The organism is Isoptericola sp. NPDC056578, from assembly GCF_042793275.1.
Lineage (GTDB): Bacteria > Actinomycetota > Actinomycetes > Actinomycetales > Cellulomonadaceae > Isoptericola.
This window is the reverse complement of sequence record NZ_JBHTVC010000030.1, coordinates 1-21902: the sequence shown is the minus strand read 5'-3', so window position 1 is coordinate 21902 and position 21902 is coordinate 1. Positions and strand designations below refer to the sequence as shown.

General features: G+C 75.0%; 26 protein-coding genes. 11 read left to right on the top strand and 15 right to left on the bottom strand.

The features are described 5' to 3' along the window. Positions 1–3: 3 nt before the first annotated feature. Complete coding sequence (gene secA, locus ACFQ80_RS13125) at positions 4–2946, top strand: preprotein translocase subunit SecA (protein WP_430563952.1); 2943 nt, start codon at positions 4–6, stop codon at positions 2944–2946. Positions 2947–3032: 86 nt separating this feature from the next. Here secA and ACFQ80_RS13120 read toward each other — a convergent pair whose 3' ends face one another. Further along, the gene (locus tag ACFQ80_RS13120; protein WP_430563951.1) at positions 3033–3725 is read right to left on the bottom strand and encodes an Rv3235 family protein; all 693 of its coding nucleotides are present in this window, start codon (positions 3723–3725) and stop codon (positions 3033–3035) included. A gap of 45 nt (positions 3726–3770) precedes the next feature. Further along, positions 3771–4565, bottom strand: coding sequence for a LysM peptidoglycan-binding domain-containing protein (locus tag ACFQ80_RS13115; protein WP_430563950.1), 795 nt, complete (start codon positions 4563–4565; stop codon positions 3771–3773). A gap of 158 nt (positions 4566–4723) precedes the next feature. Between ACFQ80_RS13115 and ACFQ80_RS13110 the strand changes: the two genes are divergently transcribed. Beyond that, a complete protein-coding gene (locus ACFQ80_RS13110) occupies positions 4724–5272 on the top strand; it encodes a hypothetical protein (protein WP_430563949.1) in 549 nt (182 codons plus the stop codon). 27 nt (positions 5273–5299) lie between these two features. Here ACFQ80_RS13110 and ACFQ80_RS13105 read toward each other — a convergent pair whose 3' ends face one another. Further along, on the bottom strand, positions 5300–5509 hold the full coding sequence (locus tag ACFQ80_RS13105) for a helix-turn-helix domain-containing protein (RefSeq protein ID WP_430549000.1): 210 nt from the start codon (positions 5507–5509) through the stop codon (positions 5300–5302). 142 nt (positions 5510–5651) lie between these two features. Between ACFQ80_RS13105 and ACFQ80_RS13100 the strand changes: the two genes are divergently transcribed. Genes ACFQ80_RS13100 through ACFQ80_RS13090 form a run of 3 tightly spaced genes read left to right on the top strand, consistent with a single transcriptional unit; the run spans position 5652 to position 8224 of the window. Continuing rightward, a complete protein-coding gene (locus ACFQ80_RS13100) occupies positions 5652–6308 on the top strand; it encodes a hypothetical protein (protein WP_430563948.1) in 657 nt (218 codons plus the stop codon). Continuing rightward, positions 6308–7657: a CpaE family protein gene (locus ACFQ80_RS13095; RefSeq protein ID WP_430563947.1), complete on the top strand. Its 1350-nt coding sequence runs from the start codon at positions 6308–6310 to the stop codon at positions 7655–7657. The genes ACFQ80_RS13100 and ACFQ80_RS13095 overlap by 1 nt, the downstream gene beginning before the upstream one ends. A gap of 33 nt (positions 7658–7690) precedes the next feature. Beyond that, positions 7691–8224 carry a DUF6912 family protein gene (locus ACFQ80_RS13090; RefSeq protein WP_430563946.1) on the top strand — a complete coding sequence of 178 codons (534 nt, stop codon included), beginning with the start codon at positions 7691–7693 and terminating at the stop codon, positions 8222–8224. A gap of 25 nt (positions 8225–8249) precedes the next feature. Here ACFQ80_RS13090 and hisN read toward each other — a convergent pair whose 3' ends face one another. From hisN to ACFQ80_RS13050, 8 genes are all read right to left on the bottom strand, one after another. Further along, positions 8250–9071, bottom strand: coding sequence for a histidinol-phosphatase (hisN, locus tag ACFQ80_RS13085; RefSeq protein WP_430563945.1), 822 nt, complete (start codon positions 9069–9071; stop codon positions 8250–8252). A gap of 64 nt (positions 9072–9135) precedes the next feature. Continuing rightward, positions 9136–9708 (bottom strand): hydrolase, encoded by a 573-nt coding sequence (locus ACFQ80_RS13080; RefSeq protein WP_430563944.1) that lies wholly within the window; start codon positions 9706–9708, stop codon positions 9136–9138. Further along, complete coding sequence (locus ACFQ80_RS13075) at positions 9708–11213, bottom strand: MFS transporter (protein ID WP_430563943.1); 1506 nt, start codon at positions 11211–11213, stop codon at positions 9708–9710. The genes ACFQ80_RS13080 and ACFQ80_RS13075 overlap by 1 nt, the downstream gene beginning before the upstream one ends. Then, a complete protein-coding gene (locus ACFQ80_RS13070) occupies positions 11210–11707 on the bottom strand; it encodes a MarR family winged helix-turn-helix transcriptional regulator (RefSeq protein WP_430549007.1) in 498 nt (165 codons plus the stop codon). Before ACFQ80_RS13070 ends, ACFQ80_RS13075 begins: the two co-directional genes overlap by 4 nt. A gap of 72 nt (positions 11708–11779) precedes the next feature. Then, entirely contained in the window at positions 11780–12817 is a 1038-nt protein-coding gene (gene rsgA / locus ACFQ80_RS13065; protein ID WP_430549008.1) for a ribosome small subunit-dependent GTPase A, read from the bottom strand. After that, entirely contained in the window at positions 12817–14187 is a 1371-nt protein-coding gene (gene aroA, locus ACFQ80_RS13060; protein ID WP_430563942.1) for a 3-phosphoshikimate 1-carboxyvinyltransferase, read from the bottom strand. Before aroA ends, rsgA begins: the two co-directional genes overlap by 1 nt. 73 nt (positions 14188–14260) lie before the next feature. Further along, a complete protein-coding gene (locus ACFQ80_RS13055) occupies positions 14261–14794 on the bottom strand; it encodes a DoxX family membrane protein (protein ID WP_430549010.1) in 534 nt (177 codons plus the stop codon). A 65-nt stretch (positions 14795–14859) separates the two neighbouring features. Next, complete coding sequence (locus tag ACFQ80_RS13050) at positions 14860–15003, bottom strand: hypothetical protein (RefSeq protein WP_430549011.1); 144 nt, start codon at positions 15001–15003, stop codon at positions 14860–14862. Positions 15004–15097: 94 nt separating this feature from the next. Between ACFQ80_RS13050 and ACFQ80_RS13045 the strand changes: the two genes are divergently transcribed. Then, positions 15098–16063 (top strand): helix-turn-helix domain-containing protein, encoded by a 966-nt coding sequence (locus ACFQ80_RS13045; RefSeq protein ID WP_430549012.1) that lies wholly within the window; start codon positions 15098–15100, stop codon positions 16061–16063. Positions 16064–16126: 63 nt separating this feature from the next. Here ACFQ80_RS13045 and ACFQ80_RS13040 read toward each other — a convergent pair whose 3' ends face one another. Then, a complete protein-coding gene (locus ACFQ80_RS13040) occupies positions 16127–16261 on the bottom strand; it encodes a hypothetical protein (protein WP_430549013.1) in 135 nt (44 codons plus the stop codon). Between the two features lie 64 nt (positions 16262–16325). On the opposite strand from ACFQ80_RS13040, the gene ACFQ80_RS13035 reads away from it, so the two are divergent. Next, entirely contained in the window at positions 16326–17006 is a 681-nt protein-coding gene (locus tag ACFQ80_RS13035) for a sigma-70 family RNA polymerase sigma factor (RefSeq protein WP_430549014.1), read from the top strand. Next, complete coding sequence (rsrA, locus tag ACFQ80_RS13030) at positions 17003–17284, top strand: mycothiol system anti-sigma-R factor (RefSeq protein WP_430549015.1); 282 nt, start codon at positions 17003–17005, stop codon at positions 17282–17284. The genes ACFQ80_RS13035 and rsrA overlap by 4 nt, the downstream gene beginning before the upstream one ends. Before the next feature lie 110 nt (positions 17285–17394). On the opposite strand, the gene ACFQ80_RS13025 is transcribed toward rsrA, so the two are convergent. Next, on the bottom strand, positions 17395–17469 hold the full coding sequence (locus tag ACFQ80_RS13025) for a 50S ribosomal protein bL37 (protein ID WP_099052597.1): 75 nt from the start codon (positions 17467–17469) through the stop codon (positions 17395–17397). Positions 17470–17628: 159 nt separating this feature from the next. On the opposite strand from ACFQ80_RS13025, the gene ACFQ80_RS13020 reads away from it, so the two are divergent. Together ACFQ80_RS13020 and ACFQ80_RS13015 are read left to right on the top strand one after the other, a co-directional pair. Further along, positions 17629–18429, top strand: coding sequence for a DUF4097 family beta strand repeat-containing protein (locus ACFQ80_RS13020; RefSeq protein ID WP_430563941.1), 801 nt, complete (start codon positions 17629–17631; stop codon positions 18427–18429). Positions 18430–18466: 37 nt separating this feature from the next. Then, positions 18467–19003 carry a DUF664 domain-containing protein gene (locus tag ACFQ80_RS13015; protein ID WP_430563940.1) on the top strand — a complete coding sequence of 179 codons (537 nt, stop codon included), beginning with the start codon at positions 18467–18469 and terminating at the stop codon, positions 19001–19003. 30 nt (positions 19004–19033) lie between these two features. On the opposite strand, the gene ACFQ80_RS13010 is transcribed toward ACFQ80_RS13015, so the two are convergent. Both ACFQ80_RS13010 and ACFQ80_RS13005 read right to left on the bottom strand, forming a co-directional pair. After that, the gene (locus ACFQ80_RS13010; protein ID WP_430549018.1) at positions 19034–19636 is read right to left on the bottom strand and encodes a GDSL-type esterase/lipase family protein; all 603 of its coding nucleotides are present in this window, start codon (positions 19634–19636) and stop codon (positions 19034–19036) included. Positions 19637–19779: 143 nt separating this feature from the next. After that, complete coding sequence (locus ACFQ80_RS13005) at positions 19780–20706, bottom strand: aldose 1-epimerase family protein (protein ID WP_430563939.1); 927 nt, start codon at positions 20704–20706, stop codon at positions 19780–19782. Positions 20707–20849: 143 nt separating this feature from the next. On the opposite strand from ACFQ80_RS13005, the gene ACFQ80_RS13000 reads away from it, so the two are divergent. Further along, on the top strand, positions 20850–21845 hold the full coding sequence (locus ACFQ80_RS13000; RefSeq protein WP_430549020.1) for an aldo/keto reductase: 996 nt from the start codon (positions 20850–20852) through the stop codon (positions 21843–21845). The last annotated feature ends 57 nt before the right edge of the window (positions 21846–21902 follow it).

Sequence of the window (21902 nt, the reverse complement as noted above, 5' to 3'; positions counted from 1 at the left end):
TGCGTGCCTGCGATCCTCGAGAAGGTCCTCCGTCTTGGCGAGGGCCGGATTGTCAAGAAGCTCAACAGCCTGGCCCAGCAGGTCAACCGGCTCGAGCCCAGCTTCGAGGAGCTGAGCGACGCCGAGCTGCACGAGGAGACCGACCGCTTCAAGGAGCGCCTCGAGCACGGCACCACGCTCGACGAGCTGCTCCCCGAGGCGTTCGCCGCGGTGCGCGAGGCCGCGCGCCGCACCCTCGGCCAGCGGCACTTCGACGTGCAGCTCATGGGCGGCGCCGCCCTGCACCTCGGCAACATCGCCGAGATGAAGACCGGTGAGGGCAAGACGCTCGTCGCCACGACCGCCGCCTACCTCAACGCCCTCGAGGGCAAGGGCGTGCACGTCGTCACGACCAACGACTTCCTCGCGAAGTACCAGGGCGACCTCATGGGCCGCGTCTACCGCTTCCTCGGCATGACGACGGGCGTCATCGTCTCGGGTCAGACGCCGGAGGAGCGCCGCAGGCAGTACGCGGCCGACATCACCTACGGCACCAACAACGAGTTCGGCTTCGACTACCTGCGCGACAACATGGCCTGGTCGCCCGACGACCTGGTGCAGCGCGGCCACCACTTCGCCATCGTCGACGAGGTGGACTCGATCCTCATCGACGAGGCCCGCACGCCGCTCATCATCTCCGGCCCCGCCTCCGGGGACGCGAACCGCTGGTACACCGAGTTCGCGAAGGTCGTGCGCCGCCTCGAGGTCGAGAAGGACTACGAGGTCGACGAGAAGAAGAAGACCGTCGGCGTGCTCGAGCCCGGCATCGAGAAGATCGAGGACTACCTCGGCATCGACAACCTCTACGAGTCGCTGAACACCCCGCTGATCGGCTTCCTCAACAACGCCATCAAGGCGAAGGAGCTGTTCAAGCGCGACAAGGACTACGTCGTGCTCAACGGCGAGGTCATGATCGTCGACGAGCACACCGGCCGCATCCTCGCCGGGCGCCGCTACAACGAGGGCATGCACCAGGCCATCGAGGCCAAGGAGGGCGTGCAGATCAAGGCGGAGAACCAGACGCTCGCCACGATCACGCTGCAGAACTATTTCCGCCTCTACGACAAGCTGTCCGGCATGACCGGTACGGCCGAGACCGAGGCCGCCGAGTTCCAGGGCACCTACAAGCTGGGCGTCGTGCCGATCCCCACCAACCGGCCCATGATCCGCATGGACCAGGCGGACCTCGTCTACAAGAACGAGGACGGCAAGTTCAACGCCGTCGTCGAGGACATCGTCGAGCGCCACGCGAAGGGCCAGCCGGTGCTGGTCGGCACCACGAGCGTCGAGAAGTCCGAGCTGCTGTCGGGCCTGCTCAAGCGGGCGGGCGTGCCGCACAGCGTCCTGAACGCCAAGGAGCACGAGCGCGAGGCGTCCGTCGTCGCGCAGGCCGGTCGCAAGGGCGCCGTCACCGTCGCCACCAACATGGCCGGCCGCGGCACCGACATCATGCTCGGCGGCAACGCCGAGTTCCTCGCCGTCTCCGAGATGGCCCAGCGCGGTCTCGACGCCGGGGAGGACCCGGAGGCCTACGAGGCGGCCTGGCCGGACGTGCTCGAGAAGGCCAAGCAGGCGGTGGCCTCGGAGCACGAGGAGGTCACCGAGCTCGGTGGGCTCTACGTGCTCGGCACGGAGCGGCACGAGTCGCGCCGCATCGACAACCAGCTGCGCGGTCGTTCCGGCCGTCAGGGCGACCCGGGCGAGTCGCGGTTCTACCTGTCCATGCAGGACGACCTCATGCGCCTGTTCAACTCGGGGCTCGCGTCCTCGATGATGGACCGTGCCGGCTTCCCCGACGACATGCCGCTCGAGTCGAAGATGGTCACGCGCGGCATCCAGAGCGCGCAGTCGCAGGTCGAGGCCCGCAACTTCGAGATCCGCAAGAACGTCCTCAAGTACGACGACGTCCTGTCGCGGCAGCGCTCGGTCATCTACGCGGAGCGCAAGCGGGTGCTCGAGGGCGAGGACCTCGAGGACCAGGTGCAGCACTTCCTCACGGACGTCGTCACCGCGTACGTGGACGGCGCGACCGCCGAGGGCAACCCCGAGGCCTGGGACCTGGACGCGCTGTGGACCGCGCTCAAGTCGGTGTACCCGGTGTCGATCACGCCGGAGGACGTCGTCGAGGAGGCGGGCGGCGTCGGCCGGCTGACGCACGAGCTGATCCTCGAGGAGCTGCTCTCGGACGCCCGCGTGGCGTACGAGGCGCGCGAGGAGTCCCTCGGCGGGCCCGCGATGCGCCAGCTCGAGCGCCGCGTCGTGCTCTCGGTGCTCGACCGCAAGTGGCGCGAGCACCTCTACGAGATGGACTACCTCAAGGAGGGCATCGGCCTGCGCGCGATGGCGCAGCGCGACCCCCTGATCGAGTACCAGCGCGAGGGCTTCCAGCTGTTCCAGGCGATGACGGAGTCCATCAAGGAGGAGTCGGTCGGGTTCCTGTTCAACCTCGACGTGCAGGTGCAGCAGCCCGGCGCCCAGGGTGCTCCCGGCGCCCCGGTGATCTCCGCGGCCAGCGCTGCGGCGGCGGCGCAGTCCGACGCGGGCCAGGTCGTGGCGGGCGGGACGGCGCCGGCCGCCGAGGCCGCCCCGGTCGCCGAGCCCGCGGCCCAGGCCGAGCCCGAGCCGGCTGCGGCGGAGCCTGCTCCCGCGGCGGCGGAGGAGCCCGTGCTCCTGGCCAAGGGGCTCGACGCCCCGGCGCCGCAGCGCCTGTCCTACTCGTCGCCGAGCGAGGACGGCTCGACCACGACGACGGGCGCTCCCACGCGCCGCTCGCGCCGCGAGCTGCACGGGGAGGCCACGGCGGCCACCAGCGACGGCCGGACCTTCCCCGGCACGCCGCGCAACGCCCAGTGCCCCTGCGGCTCCGGGAAGAAGTACAAGGTCTGCCACGGCGTCAACGAGGAGTGACGACGACTCCCTGAGCGACGCCACGACGCCGGAGCCCCGACCCGCACCCGCGGTCCGGGGCTCCGGCGTTCTCCCGTCCGCGCCGGTCAGCCGATCTCGAGGACGGCGACGCGCCAGGCGCCTCGGCGCGCCTCCAGCCGGACGGCCGCGGCACGCACCCGCCCGTCGTCGTCCAGGACGACGGTCGCCTCGGCCACGTCGTCACCCAGGCGGACCAGCCGGACGCGCCGCACCTGGACGGGCCGGTGGTGCGCCGCGTCCCGCAGTGGGGCGTGGGCCAGGCCGATCCGGGCGCGCTCGGCCAGCTGGTCGCGCACCTGCGGCGTGACCCAACGGGCGAGCTGCGCCGCCGGCCGCTCCCCGCGCAGGACCTCGATCGCGGCGCGCACGACCGTGCAGCACTGCGCCGTCGGGTCGGGCAGCGGCGCGGGCGCGGCCTCCCGCAGCGGCCTCGCCGTGAGGTCCTGGTCGTCGTCAGGGTCGCGCCGCACGCCCGGGGTGCCGACCCGCACCCGCCGCGTCCGCGGTGCCGGCCGGGTGCTCGCCTCGGGATAGCCCGCCGGGCCGGCCGGTCGCGGCGGGGCCGACACCCGCAGCGCCCGCCGGGTGGGGGCGCCGTCGTCCTGCGCCGTGGCGACATCGTGCCGGTCCGCCTCGGTGCCCGGTCCGGTGCCGGGCGTCGCCGTCGTGCCCTCGGGCGCCGTGCCGGGGGCGGAGGTGCCCTGCTCCGGGGAAGCCTTCGTCGCCGGCGTGGTCGGCGCGGTCGTCGTCGCGGTCATGGTGCCCTCCGGTGGGTGGTGCGGGAGTCGTGGGACGTCGGGTCGTCAGGCCGGGGCGTGCAGGATCTGGCCGGGCAGGAGGTGGTCGGGGTCGGCGCCGATGACGTCGCGGTTCTCGGTGTGCCACCGCGTCACCTCGCGGAGGATCTCCGCGTCGGTGGGGGAGCCGCCCAGCGCCTCGGTCGCGATGCCCCACAGGGTGTCGCCGCGGAGCACCACGCGGACCGGCTCGTCGTCGTCGGCATCCTGGGCGGCATGGTGCGCGACCGGGGCGGCAGCGACCTCTTCGACGAGCACGTCCTCCTCAGGAGCCGCCGGGCGTTCGACGGCCTCGTCGGTCGGTGCGTCGGCCGGTGCCTCGCCCTCCGCGGCGGTGGACCGCCAGCCGAGGTCGAGGGCGACCGACGAGGCCTCGGGGGTCGGGCCGGTGGGCTGGACGTCGGCGGCGAGGGCCGCGGTCGGGGCGAGCGTGAGCCCTGCGCCGACGCCGACGCCGACGGCGGTCCGGACGAGGCGGCGGACGGCCGCGGGTGCGAGCCGCTCGACGGCGGCCTCGCCGGCACGCCAGCGGCGGCCCAGCAGAGACGCGGCGACGCAGGCCAGGGCGACCGCGCTGCTCAGGGCGAGCCAGGCGGCGGCGAGCAGCCCGGCGACGAGGACGGCGAGCTCGACCCAGCGGTCGACGGTGAGGCCGACGGCGGCGGTGGACGTCCGCGGGACGACGGCGGCCGTGCGCAGCACCAGGGCGGCGCCCACGCCCGCGGCCGCGGCCGTGAGGACGGCGAGCCGGCCGAGCCCACCTGGTCGTGAGAGCCGGTCGTGAGGGGTGCTGCCGGACATCGAGGTCTCCTTCGTCCCTCCGCTATCGCCTCGGATCGTTCCCGGTGATGCCAGTTGATAGCGGTTGATGTGTTCTGGTGGTGGATATTGAAGCGGACTGGTGCCGGGTCTGTCTACCCGGGCATCCTGTGGGCATCGATCCCGACGAGAGGAGCCTCATGACACCCGCGGGTCCGGCCAGGTGGGAGCTGCTCTTCGCGGACCTCGAGGCGCGCTTCGACGCCGAGCAGGCGGCCGAGCGGGAGGGCACGGTCGCCGAGCTCACCCGGGCCGAGCAGGCCTCGATCCCGCTGGCCGACCGGCTGCGTGCCGCGACGGGCTCCGTGCTGCGGCTCGAGCTCCTCGACGGCGAGGGCGTCGAGGGACGGCTCGCCCGCGTCGCGCACGCGTGGCTGCTCCTCGACGGGAGCGGCGCCCGCGGCCGGGTGCAGCACCTGGTGCCGCTGGCCGCGCTCGCCTCGGTCGTCGGCCTGGGCCGGCTCGCGACGCCGTCGCGGGCGCGGACCGACGGCCTCGGTCTGGGTCACGTGCTCCGGGGGTTGCAGCGCGACCGTGCCCGGGTGCTGGTCCGCACGGCGGGCGGGTCGGTCACCGGGCGGATCGGGCGCGTGGGCGCCGACCACCTCGACGTCGAGGAGACGGAGCGGGCGCGGCCGGTCGTGCGGACGGTGCCGTTCGGGGCCCTGCTGCGCGTCAGCGAGGCCTGAGGCCGCCGGGGGAGCCCGGCGGGGGCGTCAGAGGTCGCCCGACGCGATCCGCTCGCGCGTGCGGGCGTACTGGTGCTCGATGTACTCCTCGAGCTTGCTCGCCTCGACCCGCCACACCTTCTTGGGGCCCACCTGGATGGCGGGCAGCTCGCCCGAGCGCACGAGCGAGTAGGCCTGGGTGCTGGAGATGCTGAGCATCTCCTGCACGTCCGCGAGGGAGAGGAACCGGTTGGCCATACGGGCAATTCTGGCACAGCGGTCAGGCGTGATGACGGCGGTTGTCCACAGTGGTTGCCGAAAGCATGCGAGGGGTGCCTGATGATAGGTTCCGGCGCGACGCTGCGCCGAGGCCGCGTCCAGTCGACCCCGGAGGACGTCCGTGAGCACCGACCCCTTGCCGGCACCCGTGGCTGCGCGTCTGCGCCGCCCCACCTGGCGCGACCCCCGGCTGGTCGTCGGCGTCGTGATCGTCGCCGCGTCCGTGGCCCTCGGCTCGTGGGCGGTCTCCTCCGCGGGCCGCACGGTGCCCGTCTACGCGGCCGACGGCACCCTGACGCCGGGCGAGACCGTCGACGTGGCGCGGCTGCGCACGGTCGACGTCCGGATCGACGCGGGGACCGAGCTGTACCTGCGTGCCGACGAGGAGCTGCCGGAGCAGGTCGTCGCGTTGCGGGTGGTCGACGACGGCGAGCTCGTCGCCCGGTCGGCCCTCGGCGACGCCGCGGACGTCGACGTGCGCTCCGTCTCCGTGCCCATCGACCAGGCCATGTCGTCCCGCGTGAAGGCGGGGTCCGCCGTCGACCTCTGGTCGACGCCCGAGGCGCCCGCCGGTGCCGACGCGGCGGCCGAGGAGCCGGCACCGCTCGTCGAGGGCGTCGTCGTCGAGCAGGTCGACGAGGCGGGGGCCGGGCTCGTCGTCGCGGACGGCGCCACCTTGCACGTGCTCGTGCCCTCGGACGACCTGCCCGTCGTCCTCCGTGCGCTGGCGGTCCCTGGCAGCGTGACCGTGGTGCCGCAGGCCGGGGCCGGCGTCTGATGGCGGGCGTCACCGTCCTGTGCGCGGTGCGCGGCGCGGCGGAGACCGACGTCGTCCTCGCCCTGGGCGGCCCGGGCTCGGGGGTCACCGTCACCCGTCGGTGCGGCGACGTGGCCGAGCTCCTCGCGGCGGCCGCGGCCGGCGCGGGCGCCGTCGCGCTGGTCTCCGGCGACCTGCCCGGCCTGGACCGGGAGGCGGTCGGCCGGCTGCACGCCGCGGGCGTCCGCGTGGTCGCGCTCGGTGACGACGTCGCGCCGGCGCCCAGGCTGCACGCGCTGGGCGTGGACGCCGTCGTCGAGCGGTACGACGAGGCGCTCCTGCTCGACGCGGTCCGGGACGCGGCGCCGGGCGCCGCCGCGTCGGCGCCCGGCGCGCCCGACCTCCTGGTGCTGGGCCGCGCGGCGGACGTCGACGACCCGCTCGCCGCGGAGGAGGTGCGCGGGCTCGAGGACGCCGTCGCGGCCGACGCCGCGCCCCGCCGCGGGCGCGTCGTCGCGGTCTGGGGCCCCGTCGGCGCGCCGGGACGGACGACGACGGCGATCGAGCTCGCGGCCGTGCTCGGCGGCCTGTCCGGCGGGCGCCGGCGCCACGGTCGTGCCCGGCGCGAGGCGGCATCGGCGGGCACCGAGCACGCGCTGGTCGTGGACGCCGACACGTACGGCGCGTCGGTGGCGGCCCGGCTGGGCCTGCTCGACGACGCCCCGGGGCTCGCGGCGGTCGCCCGCGCCGCGGCGCACGGGTCGCTCGACCTGCCGACGCTGGCCCGGCACAGCCCGGTCGTCGGCGGCCGGCTCCGGGTGCTGACCGGGATCACCCGCGCCGCCCGGTGGCCCGAGCTGCCGGCCAGCGCCGTCCAGGTGGTCCTCGAGCGGGCGCGCGAGCTCGCCGACTGGACCGTCGTCGACTGCGGGCCGCTCCTGGAGGCCGACGAACTGCTGATGTACGACACCCACGCGCCGCAGCGCAACGGCGCGACGCTCGCGGCGCTTCAGGCGGCGGACGTCGTCGTGGTGGTCGGCGCCGCCGACCCGGTGGGCGTCCAGCGCCTCGTGCGCGGGCTCGAGGACCTGCGCGACGTGCCCGTGCCCGTCTCGGGGGAGCGCGTGGTCGTCGCGAACCGCGTGCGCGCGTCGGCGGCCGGCTCGCGCCCGGAGGCGGCGGTGCGGGACGCGCTGGCGCGCTACGCCGGGGTGGACGACGTGCACCTGGTCCCGGACGACCCCGCCGGCCTGGACGCCGCGCTGCTGGCGGGTCGCACGCTCGCGGAGGAGGCTCCCGGCTCGTCGGTGACCGTGGCGTTCGAGGGGCTGGCCCAGCGGGTGCGGGCGACCGTCGCCGCGGAGGTGTGAGCACCGGGCTGCCGCTCGCGGCAGACTGTGCGCATGCGCATCTACGTTCCCGCCACCCTGGACGAGCTCGAGGACGCCGCGGTCGCGGCTGCCGGGGCGCGGTGGGACGTCCCCGCCCGCCGCGCGCACGCGGTGACGCCCGCCCTCGCCGGTGAGCTGCCCGACGAGGACGACGAGAGCCGGGAGTACGAGGCCTTCCTCGCCGCGGCGGACGACTCGCTGGCCCTCGTGGCCGCCCGCCGCGCCGCCGTGCCGCTCCGTGTCGTCGTCTCGCTGGACGTCCCGGACGCCGAGGTCACGGTGGCCGACGGTGCCGACGAGCCCAGCGCCGTCGACGTCGCCGCCCTGACCGGCGTGGTCGTCGTCGCGGTCCACGTCGACGAGCCTGAGGCGGCCGAGGACGTGCGCGCGGTGCTCGCCGCCGCCGACGAGGAGCACGACGCCGAGCGCACGGGCGGCGCGGGCGCGACGTCCGAGGAGGCGCTGGACGCGGCGCTCCAGCGCGTCACCGACCGCGACCTGCTCTGGTACGACCCGACCGAGATCCCTCAGATCCCGCGCGCCTGAATGCTCTCGGCGACGACGGAACGGGTCAGCCGAGGTAGACGAGCGTCTCGTCGTGGAGCCTGCCGTTGGTGGCCAGCGCGTTGCCGTGCCACGGCCCCGGGGCGCCGTCGAGCGCGGTGAAGCGGCCGCCGGCCTCGGTGACGATGGGCACGAGGGCGGCCATGTCGTAGACCTCGAGCTCGGGCTCGGCGGCGATGTCGGCGGCGCCCTCGGCGACGAGCATGTACGACCAGAAGTCGCCGTAGCCGCGGGTGCGCCACACCTGGCGGGTGAGGTCGAGGAAGCCGTTGAGCTTGCCGTGCTCCTCCCACCCGGACAGGGACGAGTAGGAGAACGAGGCGTCGGCGAGCGTGCTCACGCCGGACACCGACATCCGCGACGCCGACGCGAGCGACTTCCCGGTCCAGGCGCCCGAGCCCTTCGCCGCCCACCAGCGGCGGCCGATCGCCGGCGCCGAGACGAGGCCCATCACGACCTCCTCGCCGTCGGCCAGCGCGATGAGGGTGGCCCACACGGGGACGCCCCGCACGAAGTTCTTGGTGCCGTCGATCGGGTCGATGATCCATCGCCGCGCGCCGCTGCCGGCCGAGCCGTACTCCTCGCCCACGATCGCGTCCCGCGTGCGCGCCCGGTGGAGCTGGGCGCGGATGAACTCCTCGGCGGAGCGGTCGGCGTCCGAGACCGGCGTGTCGTCGGGCTTCTTCTCGACGTGCAGGTCCACGGCCTTGAAGCGGGACATCGTGATCGCGTCCACCTGGTCGGCGATCACGTGGGCCAGGCGCAGGTCGTCCTCGTACGTGCGCGCGGGCCCGCTGGTCGGGCTGGGAGACGGCTGGGTGTACGACACGCCTCACACGGTAGCGGTACGCCGCGGCCCCCGGGCCCCGGCGCGCGGGGGCGGGACAGAGAGGTCAGCCGCCCAGCAGGGCGAGCAGCTCGGCGGTCGTGCCGCACTCGCCCAGCCGGGGGAAGAGCCGCCCGACGCTGTGCTCGTGGTCCTCGGCCGCTCGGTCGGCCATCGCGTCGGTGACGAGGGAGACGTGGTACCCGTGCTCGTGGGCGGCGCGGGCCGTGGACTCGACGCCGATGCTCGTCGCGATGCCGGTCAGCACGACCTGCGTCACGCCGCGGCGGCGCAGCTGCAGGTCGAGGTCGGTGCCGTAGAAGGCGCCCCAGTTCCGCTTGGTCACGACGACGTCGGACGCCGCGGTGTGCAGCTCGGGGGCGAGGACGTCCCAGCCGTCGGGCCGCGCTCCGCCGCGCGGGGCGTCGGTGCGGCCGGGCACGGCGTCCGCGCCGTCGGGGGCGGCGGTGACGCGCACGAGGACGACGGGCAGGTCGCGGGCGCGGAAGGCGTCGGCGAGCTCGACGCTGCGGGCGAGGACGGCGTCGGCGGCGTGCGGTGCGGTCGGCGCGGCCAGGATGCCGGCCTGCAGGTCGACGACGACGAGCGCGGTGCGGGGGTCGAGGGAGGTGAAGGTCATCAGCGGTTCTCTCCGGGTATGGGTACGGGGACGGGTGCGGGAACAGGTGCGGGCACGGTGCGGGCGGTCGCGGGGCGACGGCGCAGGGAGCGGTCGCCGAGCGTCAGGGCGGCGACCGCGACGGCGCAGGCCGCCATCGCGAGGGCGAGGTCGTGCAGGCCCGCCGTCGTGGGGCCGTCGGCGTAGAGGGCGGCGATGGCCGCCGTGGACACCAGCGCGCCGAGGTACATGAACGTGCGCAGCAGCCCGGACGCGGCGCCGACGGTCGCGGCGTCGGCCTGACGGGCGAGCGCCTTCTGGTGCGCGAGCCCGGCCAGGCCCTGCATGCCGCCGATGCCGACGCCGGCGAGGACGAGCAGCCACGTCGGGCTCTCGGGCCGCACGACGGCGAGGATCGCGCCGCCGAGCAGCAGCGACACCGACCCGACGAGCAGGGCCGTGCGCACGGGGGCACGGCGCCCGGTCGCCGACGCGACCGCGACCGCGACGACCGACGTCGGCAGCATCAGCAGCCCCGCGGCGGCCTCGCTCAGGCCGCGGCCCTGCTCGAGCCACTGCACGTAGCCGAACATGAACGCGTACGTCGCGGTGGCGGTGAGCAGGGCGCGGGCGTACGTGAGCAGCAGCGGCCGGTTCCCGGCGAGCAGCCGCAGGTCGATGAACGGACGGCGGGCGCGCAGCTCGTGCCGCGCGAACCAGGCGCCCGTCACGACGGTGGCGGCGAGCACCCACCAGGGGGTGGCCCCGACGAGGACGAGCATCAGGCTGGTGAGCGCGGCCGCGAAGAGCAGCACGCCGAGGACGTCGAGGCGCGCGGCGAGGCGCGGGAGGTCGTCCTGCGTGCCGTCCCGCATGTCGTCGGAGGTGCGGTCGGCGGCGGTCGTGCGCGGCAGCCGCAGGCCGCCCAGCACGAGGCACGCGACCGCGAGCGGCACGTTGACCAGGAAGATCGCCCGCCAGCCCCCGACGCCGACGAGCAGCCCGCCGAGCGTCGGGCCGACGATCATCGTCACCTGGTTCGTGACGGCGAGGATCGTGAGCACCGCCGCGACGCCGCGGTCCTCGCCGGAGCGGTCGGTGGCGCGCCGCACGAGCCACATCGCCGCCGGGTAGGCGGCGCAGGTGCCGATGCCGAGCAGCGCGCGGGCCAGCACGAGCATGCCGAGCGAGGGGGCCAGCGCGCCGAGCAGCCCGGCGACGCCGACGAGCGCGGCTCCGACCAGGTACGGGCGCCGGGGGCCGACGAGGTCGACCACCCGCCCGACGACGGGCTGGCCCACCGCCGTGACGAGGTAGAGCGCGGTGACGAGCCAGACCGTCTGCGCGGCGGGGGCGCCGAACGCGAGCCCGATGGGCACCAGCGCCACCGCGATCATCGACGAGTTGATCGGGTTGAGCAGCGAGCCGAGCGCCAGCGCCGGGGTGAGGCGCCGGTCGTAGCCGGTCGGGACGCCGGCGAGCGGGGCGTCCCGGCGGGCGGCGGGGTGACGGTGGAGCAGGCTCACGGCCGGTCGGCCTCGTCGGCCTGCTCGTCGGCCTGCGCAGGGTCGAGCAGCGTCCGGTCGAGGATCGCGAGGGCCTCGGTCACGGTGGCCAGCTCCTCGGCGGTGAGGCGCTCGCCCAGGGCGCGCGTCAGCCACTCCTGCCCCGCCTCGCGCCGGCCCTCGACGAACGCGCGGCCGTCGTCGCTGAGGGAGATCACCTGGCGGCGGCCGTCGTCGGGGTCGGGGTCCCGGCGCACGAGGCCGCGCTCGGCGACGACGCCGAGGGTGGCACCGAGGGACTGGGGCCGGACCCGCTCGGCCGCGGCGAGCGCGCCGGGCGACGCCGGTCCGTGCTTGGCGAGGCGGGAGAGCAGCGACGTCTGCGACGGCGTGAGCTCCCGGTTGTCGCTCAGCTCGAGGAAACGGCGGCGCAGCCGCCCGACGAGCGAGCGCAGCTCGCGCGCGGCCGCGGCGGCGCCGGCGACGGGCGTCACGGGATCGGGGGAGGAGGGCACCGCTCCACGGTAGAACTCGTCAGTTCAGACTGACAAGTTGTGCCTGACGAATCGCGGGAACCGGGTGACGGATCAGTCGGCGGAGTGGCGCGCGGTCAGCAGGCGCCGGAACGACGCGACGCGGGCTTCGCGCGCCGGGCGCTCGTCGTCGGACGACGCGGCGAGCCAGTCGTCGAGCGCGCAGTCGGGGGCGTCCGCGAGGTGGGTGCAGCCGCGCGGGCACTCCTCGGCGACCTCGGCGAGGTCCTCGAACGCCTGCAGCAGGTGGTCCGTCTCGACGTGCGCGAGCCCGAACGACCGGACGCCCGGGGTGTCGACCACCCAGCCGTCGTGGTCGCCGTCGTGCCCGACCGGCAGCCGCAGCGCGACCGCCGACGTGGACGTGTGCCGGCCCCGGCCGGTGACGTCGTTGACGACGCCGGTGGCGCGGTCGGCGTCGGGCACCAGCGCGTTGATGAGCGTCGACTTGCCGACGCCGGAGTGTCCCACGAGCACCGACGTCCGCCCGGCCAGGCGCTCGCGGACCGCTTCGACGCTCGCGGGGTCGTCCCGATGCGTGACGACGACGTCGACGCCGATGGGGGTGTACAGGTCCCGCAGGGGGGCGGGGTCCGCGAGGTCGGCCTTGGTGAGGCACAGCAGCACGTCCATGCCGGCGTCGTACGCGGCGACGACGCAGCGGTCGATCATGCCGGTGCGCGGCTCGGGCTGGGCGAGCGCGGTGACCACGACCAGCTGGTCGGCGTTCGCCACCACGATCCGCTCGTAGGGGTCGGTGTCGTCGGCCGTGCGCCGCAGCACCGACGACCGGTCCTGGATCCGCACGATCCGCGCGAGCGTGCCCTCGTCGCCCGACGTGTCGCCGACGACGTCCACGCGGTCGCCCACGACGACACGGGTGCGCGTGAGCTCGCGCGCCTTCATCGCGAGGACGGTGCGCTCGTCGGCGGTGCCGTCGTCGACCACGAGGGTGTACCGGCCGCGGTCGACGCCGGTCACCATCCCGACCTCGGCGTCGGCGTGCTCGGGGCGCTGCTTGGTGCGGGGCCGTGAGCCGCGCTTCGAGGGCCGCGCGTACTGCGCGTGCTCGTCGACGGCGCGGCGGGCCATCAGGCCTCGCCCTCGGTGACGGGCCCGGTGGCGGCGCCGACCCCCAGCATCCGCTCCCACATCCCGTCGAAGCCGGGCAGGGTCTTGGCCGTGGTGCCGACGTTCTCCACCCGCACGCCCGGCACCCGCAGGCCCAGGACGGCGGCCGACGTCGCCATGCGGTGGTCGGCGTAGGTGCGGAACAGGCCGCCGTGCAGCGGCCGCGGCGTGATGACCAGCCCGTCGCGCGTCTCCTCGGCCTGCCCGCCGAGCCGGGTGATCTCGGTCGCGAGAGCCGCCAGGCGGTCGGTCTCGTGACCGCGCAGGTGCGCGATGCCGCGCAGGCGGCTGGGGGAGTCGGCGAGCGCGGCGAGGACGGCGAAGGTCGGGGCGAGCTCGCCCGCGGCGTGCAGGTCCAGGTCGGCTCCGCGGACCTCGCCCGTGCCGGTGACGGTCAGGACGTCGCCGTCGAGGCGGGCCTGCGCCCCGAGCCGGGCGAACAGGTCCGGGAGCAGCGCGCCCGGCTGGGTGGTCTCCGTGGGCCAGCCCGGCACGCGGACGCTGCCGCCGCCCACGACCGCGGCGGCCAGGAACGGCGCCGCGTTGGACAGGTCCGGCTCGACCCGCACGTCGCGCGCGGCGACCGGGCCGGGGGTGACCTGCCAGATGCCGTCGCGCGAGTCGTCCACCTCCACGCCGACGTCGCGCAGGGTGGCCACGGTCATCGCGATGTGCGGGAGGCTCGGGAGGGTGGTGCCGATGTGCCGCAGCGTGAGGCCGCGCTCGAAGCGGGCGCCGGCGAGCAGCAGGGCCGAGACGAACTGGGACGACGCCGACGCGTCGACGTCGACGGCGCCGCCCGCCACCCGGCCCGTGCCGTGCACGGTGAACGGCAGGTGGGTCGGCGTCCCGCCGTCGGGGGAGGTGACGCGCACGCCCAGGCTGCCCAGCGCCGCGAGCACCGGCAGCATCGGCCGCACCCGTGCCTCGGGGTCGCCGTCGAAGCGGACCGGGCCGTCGGCCAGCGCCGCGACCGGGGGGAGGAACCGCATCACCGTGCCCGCCAGCCCGGTGTCGACGTCCACGTCGCCGCGCAGCGGGCCCGGGGTGACGTGCAGGGTGCTCGGGTCCTCGCCCTCGTCGATGCCGGCGCCCAGGGCGCGCAGCGCGCCGATCATGAGGTCGGCGTCGCGCGAGCGCAGCGCCCCGCGCAGGGTGCCCGCGCCGTCGGCGAGCGCGGCCAGCACGAGCAGGCGGTTCGTCAGCGACTTGCTGCCCGGCACCTCGACCGTCGCGTCCAGCGGGCCTGTCGCGACCGGTGCGGCCCAGCCGTCGGCCCCCGGGTCGGGGGCGGCGGGCGGGGCGGCGTGCGGCGGGACGGCGGAGGTCATGGCTCCGAGGCTAGTTCACGGGACGTCTCCGGAGCGGCGCGTCTCGCGGCCCGCCGCGCCTGCCGCCGGAAGGTCAGACCGCCTCGGCGACCTTGGCGCGCAGCTTCTGGGCCTCGGCCTTCGTCGTGGCCTTGACGGCCTCGGCCTTCGCCTCCGCGAGGCGGGTGGCGTGCTCGCGCGCCTGCTGCACGCGGTAGGTCACGCCCGGCCGGCCCTCGAGGTCCACGCCCGCGATGACGGCGGCGCCGACCTTGCCGAGGTCCTTGACGAAGGCCGCGGTGCGCAGGCTGCGCTCGGCGCCCTTGCTGGTGAACGGCTGGTGGGCGACGGCGAGCGGCGCGGTGAGCGCGGCCAGCGCGAGCGCGGCGGTGCGAGGCGTGCGGCCGACGGCGAGCAGGACGCCGGCCGCGGCGGTCACGGCGCCGTGCGCCCGTACCAGGAACCCGAGCTGGCGGTCGCCGAGCGGCTCGGCGCCGACCGCGTCCGTGACGAGCCGGGAGCCCTCGCGGGCGGCGTCCACGTGCTCGGCCGGGTGCAGCACGGCCTGGATCCCGTCGTAGACGAACGGGGCGGCCAGGAGGGGTCGGGCGATACGGCGCAGCAGCATGGGCCCACTGTGGCAGAGCAGACCCGCGCTTGCGCGGCGACCGGCGGGCGCGGCGCGGCCGTGCGTCAGGCGGGCGCGTCCTCCCACCAGTCGTGGTGGGAGCGTGGGGGGCGGCGGGTGCCGAGGCCGTCTCGGCGGACCGTCCGGACGAGGCGGGCGGCGTAGGCGGCCAGGAGCAGGGCGGCGAGGACGAGGATCAGTGCGGTCATGGCAGTAATCCTTCGCGCGTTGCGGTCCTGCCACGAGTGGCAGAAGTGCCAGCATGCGTCGACATCCAGCCATCGACGTGGCAGCATGGGCGACATGATCCGCAAGGTCGCCGCCGTCGTCGTCCCCGGCGTCGCGCCGTTCGAGCTCGGGGTCGCGTACGAGGTGTTCGGCATCGACCGTCGCGACACGGGCGGCCCGTCGTTCGACTTCACGCTCTGCGCACCCGTGCCCGGACCCGTGATGACCAAGGGCGGCTTCCCCGTCGTCGTGGAGCACGGCCTCGAGGCGCTCGACGACGCCGATCTCGTCGTCGCCGTCGCCTACGGCATCGACGACGACGGCGAGGAGGTCCTCCCGCAGGCCTACCTCGACGCGCTCCGGGCCGCCCACGACCGCGGCGCCTGGCTGTTCGCCATCTGCTCCGGCGCGTTCGCGCTCGCGCGGGCGGGGCTGCTCGACGGGCGGCGGTGCACCACGCACTGGATGTACACGGAGCGGCTCGCGGCCGAGGTCCCGACGGCCGACGTCGACCCCGGCGCGCTGTACGTCGAGGACGGGCGCGTGCTCACCAGCGCCGGCACCGCGGCGGGGATCGACGCCGCGCTGCACCTCGTGCGGACCGAGGTCGGCGCGGACGCCGCCCGCGCGGTCGCGCGGCGCATGGTGGTGCCGCCGCAGCGCGAGGGCGGCCAGGCGCAGTTCGTCGTGGACCCGCTCCCGCGCGACGGCGAGTCGCTCGCCGGCCTGCTCGCCTGGATGCGGGAGCACCTCGCCGAGGAGCACACCGTGCCCCGGCTGGCTCGCCGGGCCGCGCTGTCCGAGCGCACCTTCGCGCGCCGCTTCCGGCAGGAGACGGGCACGACGCCGGCCGCCTGGCTCGCGCGGCAGCGGGTCGCCCGGGCGCAGGAGCTGCTCGAGTCGACCGAGGCGCCCGTCGACGAGATCGCGCGACTGGTCGGCTTCGGCAGCGCGCCCGTGCTGCGGCACCACTTCGCTCGCCAGCTCGGCACCAGCCCGGTCTCCTACCGTCGCCGGTTCGCCGCACCGCTGGCGTCCTGACGCGGCTCCCGACCGGGGCGCCGACGGGCGTCCGCCTGGGAATGCGGAGCCCTCTTCCGCGGTTCACACCGACGTGAGCACCCGTACCTCGACGACGGCGACCGCCGTCCCCGCAGCCGGACGCGCGTCCGTGCGGCTGTTCGCCGTCCCGGCCGACGCCCTGACGGCGAACGCGGACGACGCGGTGGTCGGCCCCACGACAGACCTGCACACCCCGTGGATCGGAGGACCCCGCCCAGTGGCTGGACTAGGCTCGTCGGTGATGACCCAGGACCTTGGCCCGGCGAGCGGCGACGCGCCGCACGGGAGCACCCCGGACGGCGAGGAGATCCCCGAGGACACGGAGCGTGCCCCCGAGGGCGAGAGCAGCGCGGCCCGGGCCGAGCGCTTCGAGCGTGACGCCCTGCAGTACCTGGACCAGCTCTACTCCGCCGCCCTGCGCATGACGCGCAACCCCGCGGACGCCGAGGACCTGGTGCAGGAGACGTTCGCGAAGGCGTTCGCCGCCTTCCACCAGTACAAGCCCGGCACGAACCTCAAGGCCTGGCTGTACCGCATCCTCACGAACACGTTCATCAACAGCTATCGCAAGAAGCAGCGCGAGCCGCAGCAGTCCCAGGCGGAGGACGTCGAGGACTGGCAGATCGCCCGCGCCGCGTCGCACACGTCGCAGGGGCTGCGGTCGGCCGAGGCCGAGGCGCTCGACCGGCTCCCGGACTCCGACGTGAAGCGCGCGCTGCAGGAGCTGCCCGAGGACCGGCGCATGGTCGTCTACTACGCCGACGTCGAGGGCTTCCCCTACAAGGAGATCGCCGAGATCATGGGTACGCCGATCGGGACGGTGATGTCCCGGCTGCACCGCGGACGCCGGCAGCTGCGTGAGCTGCTCGCCGACTACGCCGCTCAGCGTGGCCTGGTCCCGGCTCGTGGAGGAGCGTCATGACCGACCCCGTCACCCCCATCCCGCACGACCGGGCCGAAGGGGAGAACGAGTGCGAGCACGCGCTCGTGCACCTGAACGAGTACCTCGACTCGGAGATGACGCCCGAGGACGAGCAGCGGATGCGCGCGCACGTCGCGCACTGCTCGCCGTGCCTCGCCGAGCTGAGCGTCGAGGAGCTCGTCAAGCAGCTCGTCCGTCGCTCGTGCGCGGAGCGCGCCCCGGAGACCCTCCGCGTGCGCATCCACGCCCAGCTGACGGTGATGTCCACCGCCGAGTAGGCCTCACGCCGGTAGCACGACATTCGCCGAGGTAGTTCCGGCAGGAGCCGTGGCCACGGGCCACGCGTCCACCGGAGCTACCTCGGCGAATGTCGTACTACCTCGGCGCGTCAGGCGTTGGGACGCTTGCCGTGGTTGGCGGCGTTGCCCTTGCGGCTACGACGCTTGCGACCGCGCTTGCTCATGGTGGTCTCCTCACGAAAGATGGACGAGGGGTCGGGTCCCATGGTCCCACACCCGAGGCCCGGGGTCGGAATCCGGGGCATCCCCGATCCGCACGGCTTCGGGCTCTGCCAGGGTGGTACCCGTCCCCAGCACGCAGCCCGAGCATCACAGGGAGCCTCATGAGCACGGAGTCGTGGGCGGTCGCCGCCCCGCAGACCATCGACGTCGAGCAGGTCACGGCGGTGACGCTGCGCCTGCAGGACGGGCGCGCCGACGTCGTCGCCGACCCGGCCTCGACGGGGGTCCGGATCGAGCTGCTCGAGGTGGGCGCCAAGCCGGTCCAGGTCGTGCGCGACGGGGACCGGCTGCGCGTGGGCTACGAGAGCTCGGTGCTCGACTCCGTGTGGGCGAAGCTGCGCAACCCGCGCCAGAGCGAGCGTGCCGTCGTGCGCGTCGTCGTCCCGGCGGACGGGGCGGTCGACGTCGGCACCCTCGGTGCGGACGTCGAGGTGACCGGGGGCCGCAAGGTCGCGGTGAAGACCGTGACCGGCGCCGTGCGCACGACCGGGACCACCGGCCCGATGTCGCTCAAGACCGTCTCGGGCGCGCTGTCGGCCGAGGAGCACACCGGGGACGTGACGGCGAGCAGCGCGGCCGGGTCGATCGCCCTTGCCGGTGCGCTCGCGCGGGTCTCCCTGAACACCGTGTCCGGGGCCGCGACGGTCACCGCCACCCAGGCGAGCCCGCTGATCACGGCCAAGACGGTCTCGGGCGCGATCGACCTGCGGCTCCCGGCCGGCAGCCCGGTGAACCTCAAGGTGCGTGGGGCGTCCGGCCAGGTCGTGCTCGACGGCTCGGTGCTGCCGAGCGCCGGCGCGACCCTGGTCGTCGACCACGGCGAGCAGCCCGCCGACGGCCGCAGCGCCGCCTACCTGTCCGCGACGGTGACGTCCGCGCACGTCACCGTCGACCGCCGCTGACCGGCGCCCGCCCGGGGCGCCGAGGAGGAGGAGCACGATGACCGCACCGTCGGAACCGTCCGCACCCCACGTCGCCCTGCTGACCGACGCCTTCGGGCGGATCGCCGGGACGGTGCACCGCGTGCTCCGCGGGGCCACGGCGGAACAGCTGACGTACCGCCCCGACCCGGAGGCGAACACCGTCGCGTGGCTCGTGTGGCACCTGACTCGGGTGCAGGACGACCACGTCGCGGACGTCGCCGGCACCGAGCAGCGGTGGACGGCGGGCGGCTGGGCCGCGAAGCTCGCGCTGCCGTTCGACGTCACGGACACGGGCTACGGCCACACCCCCGAGCAGGTCGCGGCCGTGCGCGCCGACGCCGCGCTGCTGCGGGGCTACCTCGACGACGTGCACGCCGCCACGACGGCGTACCTGGGGACCGTGACGGCCGAGGACCTGGAGCGCGTGGTCGACACCCGCTGGGACCCGCAGTTCACGCTCGCGGTGCGGCTCGTCAGCGTCGTCGGCGACGACCTGCAGCACGTCGGCCAGGCCGCGTACGTGCGCGGCCTGGCCGAGCGGGCAGGCGTCTGACGGTCGCCGGCGGTCGCTCGCCGGCACGTCTCACTCGTCGGCGGGCAGGCCCAGCCACGCGTGCCAGCCGGTGTGCAGCACGAGCCACGCCATGAGGCCGTAGCCCGCCTGCCCCGGGTAGGTCGAGCCGTTGGTCGCGAGGTCCGCCAGCCACTGCTCGTGCTGCGCCAGCGGCGTGTACGTGTCGACGTACGGCACGCGGCGCCGGTTGGCGACGTCGGAGAACGCGGCCGAGAGGTCCGCGATGCGTCCGCCGTCCTCCGGCCGCCCCGGCGGCGGCCCGACGACGAACGCCGGGATCCGGCTCGTCTCGGCCACATCGAGGATGTTCGCGAGGTTGAGCCGCGACCGCGCCACCGACAGCGACGAGTCGACGTCGTGCCGGCCGAGGGCCACGACGAGGCGGTTCTCGCACGTGTCCTCCGGGCCGAAGCGCGACTCCGTCTCCGCCTGCCAGCGGGCGCCGAGCGCCGAGCTGGTCTCCCCGGGCACGGCGAGGGTGAACGCCATCGCCGGCCGCCCGAAGCGGGTCCGGGCCATGACGCGCCCCGTCCACCCCAGGGCGCGGGCGTCCCCGACGCCCACGCTGAGCTCGTCGCCCACGACGCAGATGCGCACCTCGGTCTGGGTCACTGAGCCCTCACCGTCCAAGTCCTGTCTCGCAGTTGCGCGGCCATTGTCGCCGCCCGCCCGGCCGCGTCGCAGGATCCCACGCCGCGCGGCTCCCCGAGTAGTCAGGACCACAGCGGGGGAGGCGTGCCTGCTGCCCCGACGGGTCAGAGCAGCGTGGCACCCCAGCGCACGACGTGCTCGTCACCCGGGGCGAGGTGGACGAGGTGCTCGCCGGTGTTGAACGCGTCGGCCACGCAGCTCATCGGCTCGGCGGCGAGGCCGAACCGCTCGTAGCCGGTGATGTGGTCGGCCGAGCAGACCTGCCAGCAGTCCATGGACCCGTCCATCCAGATCGCGGCGGTGCTCCCGTCGGGGCGGCCGAGACGCGCCCACGACAGCCCGGCGTCGTCGCGGGTGGCACCCGTCCACGCGTCGTCGAGGTCCAGGCCGGCGAGCGACCGCGTGGTGCGCAGGTCGTACGGGCCGGCGACGGGCTCGGTGCCCGTGGGCAGCAGCCGGTCGTCGACGGTGACGTGCGTCGTGGCGTCCAGGCTGACCGTGCAGTCGTCCAGCGTGGCGCCGCCGGTGGACAGCCACGGGTGGAAGCCGACGCCGTACGGCGCGGTCCCGGTGCCGACGTTGCGCGCGCTGACCACGACCTCCAGGCCGGCGTCGGACACGGCGTACCGGGTGCGGAGCACGAGCTGGAACGGCCAGCCCTTCTGTGCGGGAAGGGCGAGCTCGAGCGTCACCGCGTCGTCGGCCACCTCGACGGGCGTCCAGCGGTACCAGCACACCAGGCCGTGCAGCGCCGTCCCGCGGTCGGGTTCGCTCACGGCCACCTGGTGCAGGATGCCGTCGGTCGTGTAGGCGCCGTCGCGCAGGCGGTTCGGCCACGGGGCGAGGACCGCGGCGTTGAAGACGGGGGCCGCCTCGTCCTCGGCGAACGGCACGAACACGTCGCGGCCGGCGACGGTGTACTCGCGCACCATCGCCCCGACCTCGGTGACGGTGGCCCGGTGCTCGCCGGAGGAGATGCGGAACTGCCGGCCCGACGGGGCGGGGACGGCGGGGGAGTCAGCGGTGTTCACGCTCACACCGTAGTCGGCACGCCGGATCGGTGCGGGCGTCGTAGCGTAGGGGAGCCAGATATCTGACGAGACGTCTCCTCGCGCGCGCGAGGGGTCCGCGCCGAGGGTCCGGGGGGCCCGGGGCGCCACCGAACGGGGGAACGATGGAGAAACAGGTGCTCGGCCGCACCGGTCGCATGGTGTCGGTCGTCGGCCTGGGAACCTGGCAGCTGGGGGCGGACTGGGGGACGGTCGACGACGACCAGGCCCGGTCGGTGCTGGATGCCGCGTTCGAGTCCGGCGTGACGTTCTTCGACACCGCCGACGTCTACGGCGACGGCCGCAGCGAGCAGGCGCTGGGCGCCTTCCTCGCCGACCACCGCGACGACGGGATCACGGTGGCCACGAAGATGGGGCGCCGGATGGACCAGGTGCCGGAGAACTACGTCCTGTCGAACTTCCGCGAGTGGACCGACCGGTCGCGCCGGAACCTCGGCGTGGAGACCCTCGACCTCGTGCAGCTGCACTGCCCGCCGACCTCCGTCTACTCCGACGACGAGGTGTACGACGCGCTGGACACCCTCGTCGCCGAGGGCGTGACGGCGGCCTACGGCGTCTCCGTGGAGACCGTCGACGAGGCGCTCACCGCCATCGCGCGCCCCGGTGTCGCCACCGTGCAGATCATCCTCAACGCGTTCCGGCTCAAGCCGCTGGAGCAGGTGCTGCCCGCGGCCTCCGCGGCGGGCGTGGGCATCATCGCGCGGGTGCCGCTCGCCTCGGGCCTCCTGTCGGGTCGGTACACCCACGAGACCACGTTCTCGGAGGACGACCACCGCACGTTCAACCGCGAGGGCAAGGCCTTCGACGTCGGCGAGACGTTCTCCGGCGTGCCGTTCGACGTCGGCGTCGACGCGGCCGCCCGTTTCACGGAGCTCGCCGGGTCCGCCCTGAGCCAGGACCTCACGCCCGCGCAGGCGGCCATCGCCTGGGTGTGGCAGCAGCCCGGCGTCTCCACGGTCATCCCGGGCGCGCGCAGCGCCGAGCAGGCGCGGCTCAACGCCGCGGCCGGCGACGCCGGCGTGCTCGGCCCGCTCTTCACGTCCGGCGTGCGCGAGATCTACGACGAGTCGATCAAGGAGCACGTGCACGACAAGTGGTGAGGCCGAGGAAGTACTGATCTCGCCGAGGTAGTCCGAAGGGCGGGCCGCATCTGATGC

Bases quoted from the DNA above. Each gene is read 5' to 3' on its own strand.
- ACFQ80_RS13120 (WP_430563951.1), bottom strand. From the start codon at position 3,725: ATGACCGCGACGACGACCGCGCCGACCACGCCGGCGACGAAGGCTTCC.
- ACFQ80_RS13115 (WP_430563950.1), bottom strand. From the start codon at position 4,565: ATGTCCGGCAGCACCCCTCACGACCGGCTCTCACGACCAGGTGGGCTC.
- ACFQ80_RS13110 (WP_430563949.1), top strand. From the start codon at position 4,724: ATGACACCCGCGGGTCCGGCCAGGTGGGAGCTGCTCTTCGCGGACCTC.
- ACFQ80_RS13105 (WP_430549000.1), bottom strand. From the start codon at position 5,509: ATGGCCAACCGGTTCCTCTCCCTCGCGGACGTGCAGGAGATGCTCAGC.
- ACFQ80_RS13095 (WP_430563947.1), top strand. From the start codon at position 6,308: ATGGCGGGCGTCACCGTCCTGTGCGCGGTGCGCGGCGCGGCGGAGACC.
- ACFQ80_RS13090 (WP_430563946.1), top strand. From the start codon at position 7,691: ATGCGCATCTACGTTCCCGCCACCCTGGACGAGCTCGAGGACGCCGCG.
- ACFQ80_RS13080 (WP_430563944.1), bottom strand. From the start codon at position 9,708: ATGACCTTCACCTCCCTCGACCCCCGCACCGCGCTCGTCGTCGTCGAC.
- rsgA (WP_430549008.1), bottom strand. From the start codon at position 12,817: ATGGCCCGCCGCGCCGTCGACGAGCACGCGCAGTACGCGCGGCCCTCG.
- aroA (WP_430563942.1), bottom strand. From the start codon at position 14,187: ATGACCTCCGCCGTCCCGCCGCACGCCGCCCCGCCCGCCGCCCCCGAC.
- ACFQ80_RS13055 (WP_430549010.1), bottom strand. From the start codon at position 14,794: ATGCTGCTGCGCCGTATCGCCCGACCCCTCCTGGCCGCCCCGTTCGTC.
- ACFQ80_RS13050 (WP_430549011.1), bottom strand. From the start codon at position 15,003: ATGACCGCACTGATCCTCGTCCTCGCCGCCCTGCTCCTGGCCGCCTAC.
- ACFQ80_RS13045 (WP_430549012.1), top strand. From the start codon at position 15,098: ATGATCCGCAAGGTCGCCGCCGTCGTCGTCCCCGGCGTCGCGCCGTTC.
- ACFQ80_RS13035 (WP_430549014.1), top strand. From the start codon at position 16,326: ATGACCCAGGACCTTGGCCCGGCGAGCGGCGACGCGCCGCACGGGAGC.
- rsrA (WP_430549015.1), top strand. From the start codon at position 17,003: ATGACCGACCCCGTCACCCCCATCCCGCACGACCGGGCCGAAGGGGAG.
- ACFQ80_RS13020 (WP_430563941.1), top strand. From the start codon at position 17,629: ATGAGCACGGAGTCGTGGGCGGTCGCCGCCCCGCAGACCATCGACGTC.
- ACFQ80_RS13015 (WP_430563940.1), top strand. From the start codon at position 18,467: ATGACCGCACCGTCGGAACCGTCCGCACCCCACGTCGCCCTGCTGACC.
- ACFQ80_RS13000 (WP_430549020.1), top strand. From the start codon at position 20,850: ATGGAGAAACAGGTGCTCGGCCGCACCGGTCGCATGGTGTCGGTCGTC.